Origin of the sequence: Actinophytocola sp. (genome assembly GCF_049647105.1) — a bacterium.
Taxonomy (GTDB): Bacteria; Actinomycetota; Actinomycetes; order Mycobacteriales; family Pseudonocardiaceae; genus Actinophytocola.
On record NZ_JBARWZ010000149.1, the window covers coordinates 1 to 15,185 of the forward strand.

The 15,185-nt window shown below is 68.4% G+C and carries 15 protein-coding genes; 2 read left to right on the plus strand and 13 right to left on the minus strand.

Going from position 1 to position 15,185, the window contains the following annotated elements:
- Window positions 1–85 precede the first annotated feature (85 nt).
- Window positions 86–970 carry an aldo/keto reductase gene (locus tag WBA97_RS18325; RefSeq protein ID WP_424232060.1) on the plus strand — a complete coding sequence of 295 codons (885 nt, stop codon included), beginning with the start codon at window positions 86–88 and terminating at the stop codon, window positions 968–970.
- Here the strand turns inward: WBA97_RS18325 and WBA97_RS18330 are convergent.
- Window positions 963–1,925 carry a hypothetical protein gene (locus WBA97_RS18330; protein ID WP_424232061.1) on the minus strand — a complete coding sequence of 321 codons (963 nt, stop codon included), beginning with the start codon at window positions 1,923–1,925 and terminating at the stop codon, window positions 963–965. The two genes, WBA97_RS18325 and WBA97_RS18330, sit on opposite strands and share 8 nt — an antisense overlap.
- Window positions 1,926–2,332: 407 nt before the next feature.
- On the opposite strand from WBA97_RS18330, the gene WBA97_RS18335 reads away from it, so the two are divergent.
- The gene (locus WBA97_RS18335) at window positions 2,333–2,626 is read left to right on the plus strand and encodes a hypothetical protein (protein WP_424232062.1); all 294 of its coding nucleotides are present in this window, start codon (window positions 2,333–2,335) and stop codon (window positions 2,624–2,626) included.
- A 101-nt stretch (window positions 2,627–2,727) separates the two neighbouring features.
- Here the strand turns inward: WBA97_RS18335 and WBA97_RS18340 are convergent, their stop codons facing one another.
- The 12 genes from WBA97_RS18340 to ribB form a co-directional block, all read right to left on the minus strand.
- On the minus strand, window positions 2,728–4,215 hold the full coding sequence (locus WBA97_RS18340; RefSeq protein WP_424232063.1) for a hypothetical protein: 1,488 nt from the start codon (window positions 4,213–4,215) through the stop codon (window positions 2,728–2,730).
- 221 nt (window positions 4,216–4,436) lie between these two features.
- On the minus strand, window positions 4,437–5,234 hold the full coding sequence (locus tag WBA97_RS18345; RefSeq protein WP_424232064.1) for an LLM class flavin-dependent oxidoreductase: 798 nt from the start codon (window positions 5,232–5,234) through the stop codon (window positions 4,437–4,439).
- A complete protein-coding gene (locus WBA97_RS18350) occupies window positions 5,231–6,121 on the minus strand; it encodes a hydroxymethylglutaryl-CoA lyase (protein ID WP_424232065.1) in 891 nt (296 codons plus the stop codon). Before WBA97_RS18350 ends, WBA97_RS18345 begins: the two co-directional genes overlap by 4 nt.
- A gap of 9 nt (window positions 6,122–6,130) precedes the next feature.
- Complete coding sequence (locus WBA97_RS18355) at window positions 6,131–6,913, minus strand: SDR family NAD(P)-dependent oxidoreductase (protein WP_424232066.1); 783 nt, start codon at window positions 6,911–6,913, stop codon at window positions 6,131–6,133.
- Window positions 6,910–7,632 (minus strand): SDR family NAD(P)-dependent oxidoreductase, encoded by a 723-nt coding sequence (locus WBA97_RS18360; RefSeq protein WP_424232067.1) that lies wholly within the window; start codon window positions 7,630–7,632, stop codon window positions 6,910–6,912. The genes WBA97_RS18355 and WBA97_RS18360 overlap by 4 nt, the downstream gene beginning before the upstream one ends.
- Window positions 7,633–7,645: 13 nt before the next feature.
- Window positions 7,646–8,326: a TetR/AcrR family transcriptional regulator gene (locus WBA97_RS18365; protein ID WP_424232068.1), complete on the minus strand. Its 681-nt coding sequence runs from the start codon at window positions 8,324–8,326 to the stop codon at window positions 7,646–7,648.
- A 211-nt stretch (window positions 8,327–8,537) separates the two neighbouring features.
- The gene (locus tag WBA97_RS18370) at window positions 8,538–10,082 is read right to left on the minus strand and encodes a class I adenylate-forming enzyme family protein (RefSeq protein WP_424232069.1); all 1,545 of its coding nucleotides are present in this window, start codon (window positions 10,080–10,082) and stop codon (window positions 8,538–8,540) included.
- A 36-nt stretch (window positions 10,083–10,118) separates the two neighbouring features.
- Window positions 10,119–11,204: an LLM class flavin-dependent oxidoreductase gene (locus tag WBA97_RS18375; RefSeq protein WP_424232070.1), complete on the minus strand. Its 1,086-nt coding sequence runs from the start codon at window positions 11,202–11,204 to the stop codon at window positions 10,119–10,121.
- On the minus strand, window positions 11,201–12,085 hold the full coding sequence (locus WBA97_RS18380; protein ID WP_424232071.1) for an SMP-30/gluconolactonase/LRE family protein: 885 nt from the start codon (window positions 12,083–12,085) through the stop codon (window positions 11,201–11,203). Before WBA97_RS18380 ends, WBA97_RS18375 begins: the two co-directional genes overlap by 4 nt.
- The gene (locus WBA97_RS18385; protein ID WP_424232072.1) at window positions 12,082–13,188 is read right to left on the minus strand and encodes an LLM class flavin-dependent oxidoreductase; all 1,107 of its coding nucleotides are present in this window, start codon (window positions 13,186–13,188) and stop codon (window positions 12,082–12,084) included. The genes WBA97_RS18380 and WBA97_RS18385 overlap by 4 nt, the downstream gene beginning before the upstream one ends.
- 95 nt (window positions 13,189–13,283) lie before the next feature.
- Window positions 13,284–13,784: a flavin reductase family protein gene (locus tag WBA97_RS18390; protein WP_424232073.1), complete on the minus strand. Its 501-nt coding sequence runs from the start codon at window positions 13,782–13,784 to the stop codon at window positions 13,284–13,286.
- A 5-nt stretch (window positions 13,785–13,789) separates the two neighbouring features.
- Complete coding sequence (gene ribB / locus WBA97_RS18395; RefSeq protein WP_424232074.1) at window positions 13,790–15,034, minus strand: 3,4-dihydroxy-2-butanone-4-phosphate synthase; 1,245 nt, start codon at window positions 15,032–15,034, stop codon at window positions 13,790–13,792.
- Between the last annotated feature and the right edge of the window lie 151 nt (window positions 15,035–15,185).

Genomic DNA, 15,185 nt, shown 5'->3' on the forward strand with positions numbered 1-15,185 from the left:
GCGCCACCGCGGTGACCCGGTCGCTGCGGGTGGCCGCGCGGTCCACGCCCGAGCAGGCGCGGCAGTACGACGCCGAGCTGCGCGCATGAATGGACCGCTCGCCTTCGGGTGCGGACCCATCGGCGCCCGGGGTGACGAGGGGCGGGACGAGTCGCTCGCCGCGCTCAACGCCGCGTGGGCGGGTGGCATCCGGCACTTCGACACCGCACCGAGCTACGGGGACGGCGCGGGCGAACGTCTGCTCGGCGAGGCCCTGCGCACGTGGCCCAGGGCCGAGGTGACGGTCTCCACCAAGGTCGGTCGCGTGCGGATGGCGATCGCCGACCCGTACGGCACCGACACGATGGGGACCGCGCGGAGGGAGCCGGTGTTCGACTTCACCGCACCCGCCGTGAAACAGAGCGTGGCCACGAGCCTGGAGCGACTCGGGCTCGACCGGCTCGACATGGTGCTCGTGCACGACCCGGACGACCACCTCGACGTCGCGCTCGCGGAGACCATCCCCGCCCTGCGCGAGCTGCCCGAGGTTGGCGCGGTGGGGGTGGGCACGACCTCGGTCCCGACCGCCCGCGAGCTGCTCGGCGTCGTGGACGTGGTGATGATCGCGAACGCGTGGAGCCTCACGCGCCGCGACGCCGCCGGACTGCTCGACGAGTGCGCGGCCAACGGCGTTGACGTGCTGGCGGCGGCACCGTTCGACTCCGGGCTGCTCGCCGACACCTCCGCGAAGTACCTCTACCGGCAGGCACCCGCCGACGTACTCGCCCGCGTCCGGGTGATGGCCGCGGTGTGCGAGGCACACGACGTGCGGCTGCCGCAGGCCGCGTTGCGCTTCCCGCTGCGACATCCGGCGGTCACCGGGGTCGTCGCGGGCATGCGGTCCCCGGCCGAGGTGCGGGAGAACCTCGCACTGCTCGACGCGCCATTCCCCGACGGACTATGGCTCGCGCTCGATCAGCTCGTCATTTAGCCGGTTTCTTGCGTGCCGGGGGCTGCTTGAGGTCCGCGAGAAGGTCACCGAAGTCCGTGCGGGCATCCCCGGCGCGCTTGCGGATCTCGTGGTCCAACTCGCTTGCGACCATCAGGAGGGAGGGGCGGCTACGGCGGCTGCCTCCCAGTGCGGCCATGCCCAGCGCCGATGCCTCGTCGACGTCGCCACGGCGGGCCGCGATGACCGCCAACGTCAACTCGGCTTCGGTCCTGCGCATCGGCGAGGCGACAAATCCGTCCGCGTTCGTACTGCGTCGGATCACTTCTTTTGCGTTGCGCTCCGCGAGTGCGTCCTCGCCAACGATCCGGTAGGTATCCATCGCGTAGAAGTCCCACTTGTCGGGATCGACCACGAAGTGGTTGCCGGGCCGCTCTGGATACGGCAGCTTGTCCAGCAACGCGCGACCGGTCTCCAGCGCTTCATGCACCTGTTCGCGCATTCCCATGCGCGCGTACGCCTTGGCTTGCTGGCCATGGAGCTGCACCGCAACCGAATGAGACGGCGCCGCGACTATTCCTGCTTCAGCGACCGGAACAACGGCGCGAAGGTTTCCCGCCGTCAAGTGAAACCATGCCAGCATCTCGTGTGACCAGCCGACGATGCCCGGCACGCCGGATTCCTCGCCGAGCCTCAACGACATGCGTCGGGTTGCTTCGGCCGGCGCCGCCTCGCCAAGATCGTATTCCAGGCAGCCGACCAGAAGGGCAAGCATTCCCGCATTGTGCAGAATGTCGCGATGCTGAGGTAGCGTCAACCTGTTGTTGAGCAGATCGGTTGCCCTGCCGAGCCACTCCTTGCTGGTTGCGATCAACTTGCGGGCGTCAGCATGTGCGTAGTCGCAGCACAACTGTTCAACCGTGATATTCAAGGCATCGACTGTCGCCGAGTTGATCGACGAGGACCGCATGCGCTGAATCAACTCAACGGTGTCCATGCCGGTTGCGGAGGCCAACTCACCATCCCCGGACGTTCGAAGTTGGTACCGCAAGTTCCGAGTGCACGCGCCGCACAAGTGGGCGTTGTTGTCAGCCGCGAGCAGCGATCCGCAACTGCCGCAGCGGCAACCGCCACCTGCCCCGGCCTGCGTGGCCCCCGTGCCCATGGGACGCCCTCCCAAGTCCTGCCGTGCGCCGGTGACCAGCGTACATCGGGGGTGGCCGGTACTGCGGACGAGTGAACGCGTGGCCCACGTGCCACTCCGACCTCGTCATATTCCGCACCGGAATACGAGTATTCCGGATCATGTGTGGACCGCCGAAGCTTTCGCCGACACGGTAGGCACAGTCCCAGGGCGAGGTATCCCGAAACCGCCCGGCACCACCAAGCGAGGAGTTGTGAGAAATGACGTTCAACGTGTCGTGTTCGCCCGGTAGTGACGCGGCGGTCGCGTTCATGCGGGTCACGCCAGAGCTACCGGCGCTGGTCATCTATCTGGACCCGGTGAACCTCGCGATCCAGTTGCCGCCGTTCCCCGGCGGGACCCTCGTGTTGGCGAAGTTCTGCCGGGAGCTGGCGCGCGAGGCCGCGAAGCTGGCTGCCGAGATCGACCCGGACGGCGAACCCGCCCCGCCGGAGCGCGGTCCTCGGCATCTGTTGGTGACCGGTGACTACGGTGATTCTGGTGGTGGGTACTGATGGTCAGCGTCAGCTCGTCATGTAGCCGGGTTTCTGGTGGCGCGGAGCAGGAGCATGGTTGGGGGAAGCAACCGGAGGCCTGGGTTGTGAGGTCGCCCAGTTCAGACGTCGTAGGCGCGAAACTCATCGCGAGCAGCTTTAGCCTCTGGCGACTTACGGTAATATTCGGATTCAAGCAATGCACCTAGGTTGGCTACCCTTTTTGAGATCCAGGATATTCGTCGATCCGCCGGAAGTTGCAAGATTGGGCGGACAGCTTCCATACTGCCGTCCAGGTTGTGCAGCTGAATTCGAGCCGTTGCGAGATAAACATGCGCGAGCGCCTCGTCGTCCAGTGATCTTTGCGCGTACGTCTCGTGCTCCCATGTCGAAATCGCGGCTTCCGATGATTTTTCGGCACGTTCGAGGGCATGACGCTCGGGAAGCCACATCAGGGATGACCCACCATAATACCACTGTTTGGCACGAGAAAAGCCAAAGATGCCTTCGATGGAGTCCTGGCCTACGGTGTCACGTTCGCGTTCCGCCTGATCCAGGAACTCGATGGCTTGTTCGACATCCCCGGAATTGGCGGCGCACTGGGCGGCGCCGCCCAGTAGGCGAAGATGTGACGTTCCAGCGCCCGCATAACGCATCCCGTCCTTGATATAGAACGTCGCTTCGGCCCATTTCTGGTCGAACCTTGCGATCAAAGACTGAGTTCCGCGCACCCATGCTTTGAGTTCGTTATCTTCTGCCATCTCCGCCATATGCCAAGCCGCACTGATATGTCGCCGTGCAATCCCTGGTCGACCGAGGTCGAGTGCAGCGTAAGCCAAGATACCAGAGACGCGTCCGAGAGCGACGTAGAAATCTGCTACCTCGCGTGACCTAATCACCCCCAGCTTGAAACGCGAAGCTAGTTCTTGTTGAACTTCCATACCCTGAGTGAGCATTGATTTCGCCGGGCTTGCCAGGTAAGCGATTGCGAGCTGCTCAACGATTCCACCGAGAGAATCGAGATCACGACTGTGAACATTGGACACCGCCAGTATCTCCGACTTTCTGGCTGACGCAGTCAGTAGGCTCGAAATTTCTGCGTCAGAAGTCGTTGCTATCACATCCGATTCACAGTAATTCGAAAGCCGCGCCCGTGGAACAATGACCCAATCATGACCGGGGTTGATCTTGAACCACAGTACACGCTGAGGCATATGGAGCGCTTTGGCATATATGCGTAGCGTTGGGACGTAACCCTCGGACCTGTCGGTTTCAAGTTTACTGACGAGTCCTTGACTTACGCCGAGCCATCGGGCAAGTAAGGTTTGACTGATTGGCTTTCCGGTTGTTTGGATGAAGTACGGATGATTGCGGTATGCCTTGAACAGTTTGCCGATGTCTTCGCTTTCGCACGCTGCGTGGAACTCATCGGTATCGAAGAAGTCGTCGGGTAGACACGCAGGTGCGGTACGGAATTGGTCTCGCTGATCGCGCGAGCACGGCCCGCATAGATGTGCGCTGTTGTCGGCCGCGAGGATGGTGCCGCAGCCCGCGCAGCGGCGGCAGCCGCCACCTTCGGCCCTGCCTCTCCGCGCGCCTATCGTTCCCATGGCGCCAGCCCCCTCGCCACGTCCTTCCGTACGTCTCTGACCACCGTACATGGGAGCGCAGGTGCGCTACGCCGAGAGGCTCGATCCGGATCCGGCCCGTTCTTGTGGCCACGTTGTGCTTCGTGCATGGCCCCCTTGACACGGCCTCGTCGAGGGGTTTCTCCAGGTCGACGGGATGCAGGCAAACGAGGCGTGGTGTGGGCTTTCGCCCCCGCGCTCGGTCAGCTCGTTACGTAGTCCTCGAACACGCGGTCCGCGTGTTCGTCCGTCCACATGGGACCTGGTGGGTAGTAGAAGGCGAACTCGTCTATGCCTGCCTCCCGGTAGCGGGCGGTGAAGTCCTCTACCGCCGCGACCGAAGTCCAGATCGGGGTCTCGGTGACGGCCGGGCTTCCCGCCAGCAGCATTCGGCTGACCGGGCGGCCCTGCGCCGCTTCGGTCAGCCGGTCGACGAGGTGGCGGGTTCGTGCCAGATGTGCGGACGTGCTCAACCCGAAACCGCCGTAGGAGACCCAGCGGTCGGCGTGTTCGGCGGCGATCCGCAGTGCCCGTGAGCCGTGTGCCGCGATCGTCAGTGGGATGCGGCCGGGTGCCGGTGCCAGTGGCGGGAAGTCGTCGAGGACCGGTCTGCCCTCCAGCGCCGCCGCGACCGTCGCCACCACGTCCGCGAACGGTACGTCCTGGCCCGCCGCGCGGTCGGCCGCCGCATAGCCCGACCCGAGCCCCAGTTCGAGGCGGCCGCCGGAGATGTGGTCCACCGACAGTGCCTGTCGTGCCAGCATCGCGGGTGGGCGCAGGATTCCGTTGGCCACCAGCGATCCCAGCCGGATGCGGGACGTCGCCGCCGCGAGCGCGGGCAGCACGCTCCACGCGTCCAGCCACGGTTGTTCCGGGTGGGCCGGGTTCAGCAGGTGGTCATCCACCCACACCGTCGCCACACCCATGTCCTCGAGCCGTCGTGCCCGCGCGAGCAGTTCGGGCCAGCCGACGTTGGGGATCAGCAGCGCGTGCACGGTCACGTCGGGAAGCCACCCACGCGGCCGAGCCGTCCGGTCAGCGGCACGCCGAGGCGTTCGGTCACCCAGGTCGCGTGTTCGATGGCCGCGTCCAGTGCCACGCCGGTGTCGTATCCCATGCGGTGCAACGTGTACACGAGGTCCTCGGTCGCCACGTTGCCCGAAGCGCCCGGCGCGAACGGACACCCGCCGATGCCGCCGAGGGACGCGTCGAGCGCGCGCACCCCGCTGCGCACCGCCGCCACCGCGTTCGCGACCCCGGTGTTGCGGGTGTCGTGCAGGTGGATCCGCATCGGCACGTCCGGCGACAGCTCCGCCAGGATGCCGAACCGGGTCTCCACATCGGACGGCACCGCGACGCCGATGGTGTCGGCTAGGCACACCTCGTCGGCGCCGATGTCGGCGACCGCGGCCGCCACCGACGTGAACCGGTCCTCGGCCACCTCGCCCTCGAACGGGCACCCGAAGGACGCGCCGATCGTGATCGCCACCTTCACCCCGTCCACCCGGCCACGGCCGCGGATCTCCCGCACCACGTCGAGCGCGTCGAGGGTCGACATGCCCTGGTTGCGTTCGCTGAACGTGTCGCTCGCGAGCACGAGCGTGGTGACCTCGCGGATGCCGGTGGCGACGGCACGTTCGTAGCCGCGCATGTTCAGCACCAGCGCGCTGTAGGCGATCCCGTCATCGGGCAGCGCGGTCGCGACCTCGGCCGCGTCGGCGAGCTGCGGCACCCGGTCGGGGCGGACGAACGAGGTCACCTCGATCCGCCGCACGCCGGTGCGGCGCGCGCGGTCGACCAGCTCCAATTTGTCCGCCGTGGACAGGGTCTTCTTCTCGTTCTGCAGGCCGTCACGTGGGGACACCTCGACGATCTCGACGCGAGTCACCGGCGCCTCCTATCCCGTCAGGGACGCGGCGGAGACGAGTCCCGAGCCACCGTCCAGTTCGATCAGTGCACCGCTCACCGCGTCGGCGACGCCGGAGCCCAGCGCGGCCACCCATTCCGCGACCTCGGCGAGCATCGTGTCCCGCCCGAGCGGTGTCGTCGCGACGACCCGGTCCAGCACCTCGGGCGGCAGCTCGTCCCCGACGCCCGCGGTGAGCACGGTCCCGGGTGCGAGGCAGAACAGGTGGATGCCGTCGTCCCGCCATTCCCGCGCGAGCGAGCGGGTCAACGCGGCCACCCCGGCCCTGGCGGCCGCCGAGTGCGCGAGTCCCGCGATGCCCCGTTCCGGCGCCGACAGCGACAGGTTGACGACCCGGCCGCCCGCGAGCCCTGGTCGCGCCGCCTGAAGGAGCGACGCGAGCGCGGTCAGGTTGAGGTCGGCGACGGCGTCGAAGCCGCGCCGGGAGATGTCGGCGGCCGGTGCGACGAACTGGCCGCCCGCGTTGTTGACCAGCAGGTCGAGACCGCCAAGCCCGGCGACGAACGCGGCCGCGGCTTCGCGGTCGCGGATGTCGAGCGGGGTGTACCGGAACCGCTCCCCCGCCAGCCCGGCGGTCTCGGCGAGCCCGTCGGGCCGGCGCCCCACCCCGACGACGGACGCACCCAGTTCGACGAGCCGCAGGGTCACGGCCCGCCCGATCCCGGACCCGGCACCGGTCACGAGCGCGGTCCGGTCACGCAGGGCACCGGCGGGCAGGACGCGGCAGTCGGCCGGGCGCGGAGCGGCGGTCATGACAGCCCCGGCACGGCGGCGAGCAGTCCCCCGTCGACGGGCACCACGGTGCCGGTGACGAAGGACGACCGGTCGTCGAGTAGCCACCACACGGCCTCGGCCACCTCCTCGGGTTCGGCCGCCCGCCCGATGGGGTGGGCGGCGGCGAAGTCGTCGAGTCCGCCGACCAGGCCCGTGCGGACGAGCCCTGGCGCGACGGCGTTCACGCGGATGCCGCGGGCGGCGTACTCGACGGCGGCGGTCTTCGTGAGCCCGACGATCGCGTGCTTGCTGGCGACGTAGGCGCTCGACCGGGCGACGCCACCCAGTCCCGCGCCGGACGCGGCGTTGACGATCGCGCCGCCACCCGCGGCGAGCAGGTGCGGCAGCTGTGCCCGCATGCAGGCGAGTACCCCGCCGACATTGACGCGCTGGACCCGCCAGAACACGTCGTCCGGGTAGTCGGCCAGCTCGGCGCGCACGCCGGTGACACCGGCGTTGTTGTAGGCCAGGTGGAGCCCGCCGCCCCACGCGACGGTCCGGTCGACGGCCGCCGCCACCTCGGCGGTGTCGGACACGTCGACGTGCAGGGCGAGGCCGCCGATGTCGTCGGCGACGGCACGCGCGGCGTCGAGGTCCCGGTCGGCGACCGCGACGGCAACGCCCTCGCGCGCGATGCGCCGGGCCGTCGCGGCGCCGATCCCCCGCCCGCCGCCGGTCACGAACGCGACCCGGCTCATGCCGGGTCTCCGGTCATTCCTTTGGCGCCAGTGAGGACAGTGCCATCTCGATGAAGTCCTCGCCGAAGTCGGCCAGGGTCCGTTCGCCGTCCGGGTTGTACCAGCGGTGGATCCAGTTGAACATGCCGATGATGCCCAGCACGGCGACCGACGGGTCGATGTCCCTGCGGAACTCGCCCGCCTCCGCGCCGGAGGCGATCACCTGTGCCAGCACGCGGCCGTAGCGGTCGGCGTTCTCCCGGATGTGGTCGGCCTCCGGGCCGGACATCACCTGGTGCACGTTCTCGCTCAGGAAGATGAACAGCTCCGGCAGCTCCGCCATCGTGCGGACGTACTCGCGCAAGGCGGCGGCGAGCCGGGCCGGGGCCGGGTCCGACTGGGCCGCGACCTCCTCCAGCCGGGTGCGCATCGTCTCGATGGGATCGTGCAGGAGCCCGACGAGCAGCTCCTCCTTGGTCCCCACGTAGTAGTAGAGCGTCGCACGCCGGATGCCGACCTCGATGGCGACGTCCTCCAGTGTCGACTGGCCGTAGCCGAGCCGGGTGAAGACCCGACCCGCACCGGCGAGGATCTCCTCCCAGCGGGCGTCGGACCGGCGGCCGCTGGCCTGCCTGCGTTCCATCCGCCTGCGGCCGATGTCGCTGGCAGGCTCGGCGGTACTCGTCGCCGTGCGGCGTTGACGTGGCGCGGCCACTGCCGATCGAACCCCCTCGCGGTGCTGACACGTTCTTGCCGCCCACCCTAGTGTCCCGAACCGGGAATGCGGTGCGTGAGTCGGTGGATCCAGGTTTCTGCCGGCAAGGCGCCGATCCTCTCTCGTACCGGGTTGTACTTGGGTGGATCGGCAACACCGCCAGAAGGAAGCTGGGCCGCCGAATCATGTGCCAGATCTCCGGTTCGGGGCACTAGACCGAGCGCAGCTCGCGCTTGAGGACCTTGCCGCTGGCGTTGCGGGGAAGATCGGTATCGACGCGGAAGGTCGCGGGCACCTTGTACCCGGCGAGCTGGTCCCGGCAGTAGGCCCGGACGGCGTCCTCGTCCAGGTGGGCACCGGACTCCATGATGAGGTGGGCGCGCACGACCTCGCCCCAGTGCTCGTCGGGCACGCCGATCACGGCGACCTCGCGAACCCCCGGGTAGCGGCCGAGAACGTCCTCGATCTCGACCGGGTAGATGTTCTCACCACCACGGATGATCATGTCCTTCTTGCGGCCGGACAGGTAGAGGTAGCCCTCCTTGTCCCGCCACGCCATGTCGCCACCACGGAACCAGCCGTCGACGATGACCTTCGCGGTCTCCTCCGGCTGGCCGAGATACCCGGACATGACCGCGTCGGCGCGGGTGACGATCTCGCCGACCTCGCCGTCCGGCACGTCGGTGAGGCCCGCCGCGTCGTCGGGGTCGCACAGCCGCAGATCCACGCCCATGCCCGCCTTGCCGATCGAGCCGAGCAGGTGCTCCTCGCCCGCCAGCGCCAGCCGGTGGTCCTCCGGCGTGAGCACGGTCTGCAGGCCCGCTTCCGTGCCCGCGCCGAACATGTTCATGAAGTCGCAGTGGAAGCGGTCCATCGCGCGGCGCAGCAGCGACGGCGACATGGGTGCCGCGCCGTAGCCGATGGACCCGAGCTTGGAGAAGTCGCCGTCGACGACCGCGGGCTCGTGCAGCAGCGTGTCGATCATCGTGGGGACGAGGAACACGCCGTCGAGGTCGCGGTTGGCCATCCAGTGCGCCACGGTCTTGGCGTCGAACGCGGGCAGCACGAGCGAGGTGTGTCCACGTGCGACACCGGAGAGCGTGTAGAGCATGCCGCCGACGTGGAACAGCGGCGCCGCCGAGTAGTGGAAGGAGATGTTCGTCATCCGCCGCTCGATGATGCACTGCATCACCATGTGCTTGGCCATGCGCTGCGAATGCATGACCGCCTTGGGCAGCGCCGTGGTGCCGCTGGTGAACGCCAGGCACACCAGTTCGTCGTCGGCGACCGGGGTGTCGATCTCGACGTCGTCGCCGCGTTCGACGAGTGCCTCGTACGAGTGGTCCCCGGACGCCGAGTCGTAGCTGACCGTCGCCGTCAGGCCGGGCACGTCGACCGCGCGCACCATGTCGGTGTACCGGTCGGAGAAGAACAGTACCTTCGCCTCCGCGGTCCGCAGCAGCGTCTGCAGCTCCGGGCGCGCGAGCCGGAAGTTCAGCGGCACGTAGATGGCGCCGAGCTTCATGCAGGCCAGCAGCGTCTCGACGTACTGCGGCGAGTCGGTGGCGAAGAGCGCCACCCGGTCACCCTTCGCCACCCCCATCCGCCGCAGCTCGGAGGCGACACGGTTGACCCGGCTGTTGACCTGGCGGAACGTGTAGGTGTCGGTCTCGGTGACGAAGCAGGCACGGTTGGGCACCGTGCTCGCGTTGATGCGGATCCAGTCCGCGACGCGGGAGTTCTGCTGCACACTCATTGTGCACTCCGGATGGTCTCGCAAGCGGGCGTCGGGTCAGGACAGCTTCGGCAACACCTCGGTGCCGATCAGTTCGATGGAACGCATCACCTTCTCGTGCGGGATGTTGTAGGACTGCACGAGCAGGAGCAGGACGTCGACACCGACCGCCTCGTAGCGCCGGCACATCTCGAGGAAGTGGTCCGGGTCTCCACACAGGACGGTCTCGTTCTGTACCAGGTAGTCGAACGTCAGGTCCGTGAGGTCCATGCCACCCAGCAACTTCCGAGCGTACTCGTAGCTGCCGAGGTTCGTGCCCTCCTGCCAGGCACCCAGCTCGGCGATGGTCTTGAGCGAGGTCTGGATGTACCAGGGGAACGCCTCGGCGGAGTCGGCGTGGGCCTGCGCGGTGGTCTCGGCGCAGTGGGCCTGGGCGAACGTGGCGATCCGGTTGTTGATGAACTTGCCGACGGGCTTCACCTGTTCGAGGCCGTCGTGGTAGCGCGCGATCCGCTTGGTGAGCGCCTCCGGCGGCACCGCGACCGAGAAGGACAGCAGCCCGAGGCCCTTCTGACCGATGAGCTCGTGGCTGTCTGCGCTGGAGCTGGCGCCCCAGATCGGCGGGTGCGGCGCCTGCATCGGCTTGGGCACGACCCCGCGCGGCGGCAGCTTGAAGAACTCACCGTCCCAGCTGAACTCCTCCTCGGTCCAGCAGCCGACGATGACGTCGAGGGCTTCCTCCCACATGGGCCGGGTGTCGGGCGGGCTGATGCCGAAGCCCTCGATCTCCAGGCGGGTGCCGGAGCGGCCGGTGCCGAACTCCAGGCGGCCCTTGGACAGGATGTCCACGGTCGCCGCCGCCTCGGCCGCGCGGACCGGGTGGTTGTACGGGAACGGCAGCAGTCGCACACCGTGGCCGATGCGGATGTTCTCCGTACGTGCCGCGATGGCGCCGTAGAACACGCCGGGCGCCGAGGAGAACGAGTACTCGTCGAGGAAGTGGTGCTCGACCGTCCACACGCTGTGGAACCCGAGCCGGTCGGCCAGCTCGATCTCCTGGAGCGTGTTCTCGAAAGCGTTGTAGGCGCTGTCCGGGCCCCATGGACGCGGGACGGGCAGCTCGTACATCAGAGCGAGCTTCATGCGGCGACTCCCGCGATAGATCCGGTGTGGACAGTACCCGGGGTGAGCCCCAGGTCGTAGGCGACGAGCTGCCCGGTCAGCCCGAATGTGACGTAGAGCGAGCCGTCGGCGCCGACGCACGCGTTGGTCGGCTGCGTGCCGTCGCCCGTCTCGATGGACTCCTTGTGCTCACCGCCCGAATAGACGTGGATGGCGTTGCCGATGCTGCCGCACACGTAGAGCGTGCCGTCGCCGTCGAAGCAGAAGCCGTCCGGCATGCCCGACGGCAGCTTCAGAACCTGTTGCGGCGCCCCGAACTCACCGCCGGTGACCTCGAACGCCAGCACCTTGCGGGTCAGCGACTGGCTCACGTACAGGCGGCCGTCGGGTCCGAACGCGACCCCGTTGGGCATCGCGGGAACCTCGACGTGACCGAGCTGGGTGCCGTCCTGGCCGAGCGCGACGATCCGGCCTGGCTTGATGTTGCGCAGATCCTCCCAGTTGGCGCTGTCGGTGACATACAGCGTGCCGTCCGGGCCGAAGCACAGGTCGTTGGGCCGGTGCGGGGCCTCGCCGGGCAGCGTGCCGCCCACGGTCGTGACCGTCCCGTCCGGCTCGACGCGCTGCACGCAGCCGTCGAACTCGCGCGGGGCGTGCCAGTAGCCGGTGCCCTCCGAGGAGAGCCCGCCGTTGTTGGCGACGTACACCTCGCCAGCCGCGCCGAGTGCGCTGCCGTTGGGGCCGCCGCCGCAGTCGCCGAGGACGGTGACCGTCCCGTCCGGATCGACCCGGCTGACCGACTCGCCCTTCATCTCGACCACCGCGACCGCACCGTCACCCAGCCAGCTTGGGCCCTCCGGGAAGCGCAGTCCACTCGCGACTGTGCGTGGTTGCTGCGTCATGCCTGTGCCCCTGCCGCTTCCAGCTCGGCGAAGTCGACCGGTGGCACCTCTTTCAGCCGCGGCATGACCTCGCTCGCGAACAGCCGCATGTTGGCCTCCGCCATCTCGTGGGACATCCCGGAGAACGAGCAGACCGCGTTGAACCCCTCGTTGCCCACCTTGGACCGGATGTCCATGATGCGCTCGTAGCACTGGTCGGGCGTGCCGTAGATCTGCAGCTCGATGAAGTTGTCGACAACCTTGCCGCTGCCCTTGTTCTGGATGTAGGACGCGAGCTTGCGGTAGTACTCGTAGCCCTGCGTGTTCGCGAAGTGCCGCCCGCCCAGCTCGTAGTGCGACATCACCGACTCGTAGTAGGCGCCGATGTACTCCTGCGCCATGTCCTTCGCCTTGACCGGATCCTTGTCGCAGCACACCCAGCCGGTGACCATCGGCGCGGGCGCGGTGGTGCCCTTCAGCTCCTGGAACTGCTTGCGGTAGTTGCGCATGTCCTCGGACACCTCCTCCCAGTCCTTCTGGGGGTTGATGAGGATGCCCGCGCCCACGTCGGCCATGATCCGCACCGACTCGGGCGACACCGCCGCCGCGTACAGCCGGTTGCGGAACGACTTGACCGGCCTTGGCCGCAGGTCACGGCGCGGAATCTGGTAGTACTCCCCGTCCGCCTCCAGCACGCCGGTCTCCAGCGCGCGCAGCACGATCTCGGCCGACTCGACGAACCGCGCCCGCGACTCGTCCATCGGGATCCGCAGGCCCTCGAACTCGATGCGGCCGAGCCCACGGCCCATGCCGAAGATGAACCGGCCACCCGACATCAGGTCGAGCATGGTCACCTGCTCTGCGACCCGCACCGGGTCGTGCCACGGCAGGATCACCGCGCCGGAGCCGAGCAGGATGTTCTTCGTGCGGCCCGCCATGTAGGACAGGAACTGCACCGGGTCCGGGCACATGGTGTAGGAGGTGAAGTGGTGCTCGACGCCCCACAGCATCTCGAAGCCCAGCGGCTCCGCGAGGTCGCACAGACGCAGCTCGTCGTTGTAGACGCGCTGGTCGTCGCTCGCGTCGCCGCCGCCCTGGAAGATCGTGGTGTATCCGACTCGCATTCGGGCTCAGACCCTTCGTGTTGGGATTGGTCGCTTCGCGGTCTCCGCTGACGCGCCGTCTTTCCTCGTCGCGTGCTCCGCCGCTCCGCTCCTGCTTACAGTGGTGACTGGCCGTCGCCCAGCCGCTGGTAGGTGCCGTGGCAGAAGACCAGCGGGCGCCCCGAGGAGCGGACCGACAGGTCGTGCACGTTCGCGAGGACGAACCGGTGGTCGCCCGCGTCGGTGACCGAGTTGACCGAGCAGTCGAACCAGGCGAGTGCCGTGTCCAGCACCGGGGAGGCCAGCGGGGACGGGCGCCACGAGACGCCGGCGAACTTGTTCCCGCCGCGCACCGCGAAGGCGCGGCACGTGGCCTCGTCGTCCTCGCCGAGGATGTTGACGGCGAACCGGCCGAGCGGCTCGATCACCGGCCAGGTCGTGGAGCCTCGGTCGACGAAGAACCCGACGAGCGGCGGCCGCAGCGACACCGACACGAAGGTGCCGACGGCGAGCCCGATCGGGCCGCCAATCGTATTGGCCGCCACGACGGCCACGCCGGTGGGCACGTGCCGCATCACGTGGCGGAACTGATCAGCCGTCACCGCTTCTTCTGTCATCGTGGTCACCATGACTCCCGTCCGTCGGCGGTCCCGGTGGACGCCAGCGCGTCGCGGTCGGGGTCGGCGTCGATGTTCAGGTCGTGGCCGAGCCGGACCTGCTTGGTGTGGAGGTAGTGCACGTTCTCCGGCGCGGGGACCGTCCGGAGTGGACGCGCGGTGACCAGGAGCCCGGCCGCGCGCAGTGCACGGACCTTGTCCGGGTTGTTGGTCAGCAGCACGACATCGGTGAGGCCGAGCCGCGCGAGGACCTGCGCGGCGGGGGCGAAGTCGCGGGCGTCGGCGGGGTGGCCAAGGCGCAGGTTGGCGTCCACGGTGTCCGCGCCGCGGTCCTGCAGCGCGTAGGCGCGGAACTTGTCGGCGAGCCCGATCCCCCGGCCCTCGTGGCCGCGTTCGTAGACCAGCACGCCACGGCCCGCGTCGGCGATCGCCCGCAGACCGCCGCGGAGCTGCTCGCCGCAGTCGCAGCGCAGCGAGCCGAACAGGTCGCCGGTCGCGCACTCGGAGTGCACCCGCACCAGCACGGGTTCCTGACCGGACAGGTCACCCATCGCCAGCACCAGGTGCTCGGTCCCGTCCTGGTCGGTCGTGAGGGTCGCGGTGAACTCGCCGTACGCGGACGGCAGCGGGATGCTCGGCACCTCACGCTCCCGCCTGCGGGCCTCGACGAGCTCCCCGATCTCGACGATCGGCAGGTCGTAGCGGCTGGCGAACTCGGCGACGTCCTCGCCGCGGACCATGCCGCCATCGGGCCTGGTCAGCTCGCAGATCACCATCACGGGGTCGATCCCGGCCATGACGCCGAGGTCGACCGCGGCCTCCGTGTGACCGGTGCGCCCGAGGACGCCGTCCGGGTGGGCCCTGAGCGGGAACATGTGGCCCGGCCGGGAGAAGTCCTCCGGGCGGGCGTTCGGGTCGGCGAGCTTACGGGCGGTGATCGCACGGTCACTCGCGCACACGCCGGTGGTCGTCCGCTCCAGCGCGTCCACGGTGACGGTGAACGCCGTGCTGTGACGCTCGGTGTTGTCGGCGACCATCAGCGGCAGGTCCAGTGCGTCGGCCCGCTCCCCGGTCATCGGCACACAGACGATGCCCGAGCTGTGCCGCAGCAGGAATGCCATCTTCTCCGGCGTCATGTGCGTGGCCGCGATCACGAGGTCGGCCTCGTTCTCACGGTCCGCCGCGTCCACCACGACGACGAACCCGCCGTGGGTCACAGCCTCGAGCGCCTCGTGCAACTTGCCAACCATCGCGCGACTCCTCGCGTCATCACTCGTGTTGACGATGACGGTAGCCGGAGCGCATTCCTACGTCAACGTTTACGTTGACTATTGCCAAAGACGCAGGTAGGAACCTAGATTGTCGACGCGGCAGTGCTTCACCACTGCTCAGATGCCGCTT

Excerpts from the sequence above, each read along its gene's own strand:
- ribB (WP_424232074.1), bottom strand. The coding sequence starts at position 15,034 with ATGGTTGGCAAGTTGCACGAGGCGCTCGAGGCTGTGACCCACGGCGGG.
- WBA97_RS18325 (WP_424232060.1), top strand. The coding sequence starts at position 86 with ATGAATGGACCGCTCGCCTTCGGGTGCGGACCCATCGGCGCCCGGGGT.
- WBA97_RS18375 (WP_424232070.1), bottom strand. The coding sequence starts at position 11,204 with ATGAAGCTCGCTCTGATGTACGAGCTGCCCGTCCCGCGTCCATGGGGC.
- WBA97_RS18335 (WP_424232062.1), top strand. The coding sequence starts at position 2,333 with ATGACGTTCAACGTGTCGTGTTCGCCCGGTAGTGACGCGGCGGTCGCG.
- WBA97_RS18330 (WP_424232061.1), bottom strand. The coding sequence starts at position 1,925 with ATGGACACCGTTGAGTTGATTCAGCGCATGCGGTCCTCGTCGATCAAC.
- WBA97_RS18355 (WP_424232066.1), bottom strand. The coding sequence starts at position 6,913 with ATGACCGCCGCTCCGCGCCCGGCCGACTGCCGCGTCCTGCCCGCCGGT.
- WBA97_RS18360 (WP_424232067.1), bottom strand. The coding sequence starts at position 7,632 with ATGAGCCGGGTCGCGTTCGTGACCGGCGGCGGGCGGGGGATCGGCGCC.
- WBA97_RS18370 (WP_424232069.1), bottom strand. The coding sequence starts at position 10,082 with ATGAGTGTGCAGCAGAACTCCCGCGTCGCGGACTGGATCCGCATCAAC.
- WBA97_RS18390 (WP_424232073.1), bottom strand. The coding sequence starts at position 13,784 with ATGACAGAAGAAGCGGTGACGGCTGATCAGTTCCGCCACGTGATGCGG.
- WBA97_RS18380 (WP_424232071.1), bottom strand. The coding sequence starts at position 12,085 with ATGACGCAGCAACCACGCACAGTCGCGAGTGGACTGCGCTTCCCGGAG.
- WBA97_RS18340 (WP_424232063.1), bottom strand. The coding sequence starts at position 4,215 with ATGGGAACGATAGGCGCGCGGAGAGGCAGGGCCGAAGGTGGCGGCTGC.
- WBA97_RS18385 (WP_424232072.1), bottom strand. The coding sequence starts at position 13,188 with ATGCGAGTCGGATACACCACGATCTTCCAGGGCGGCGGCGACGCGAGC.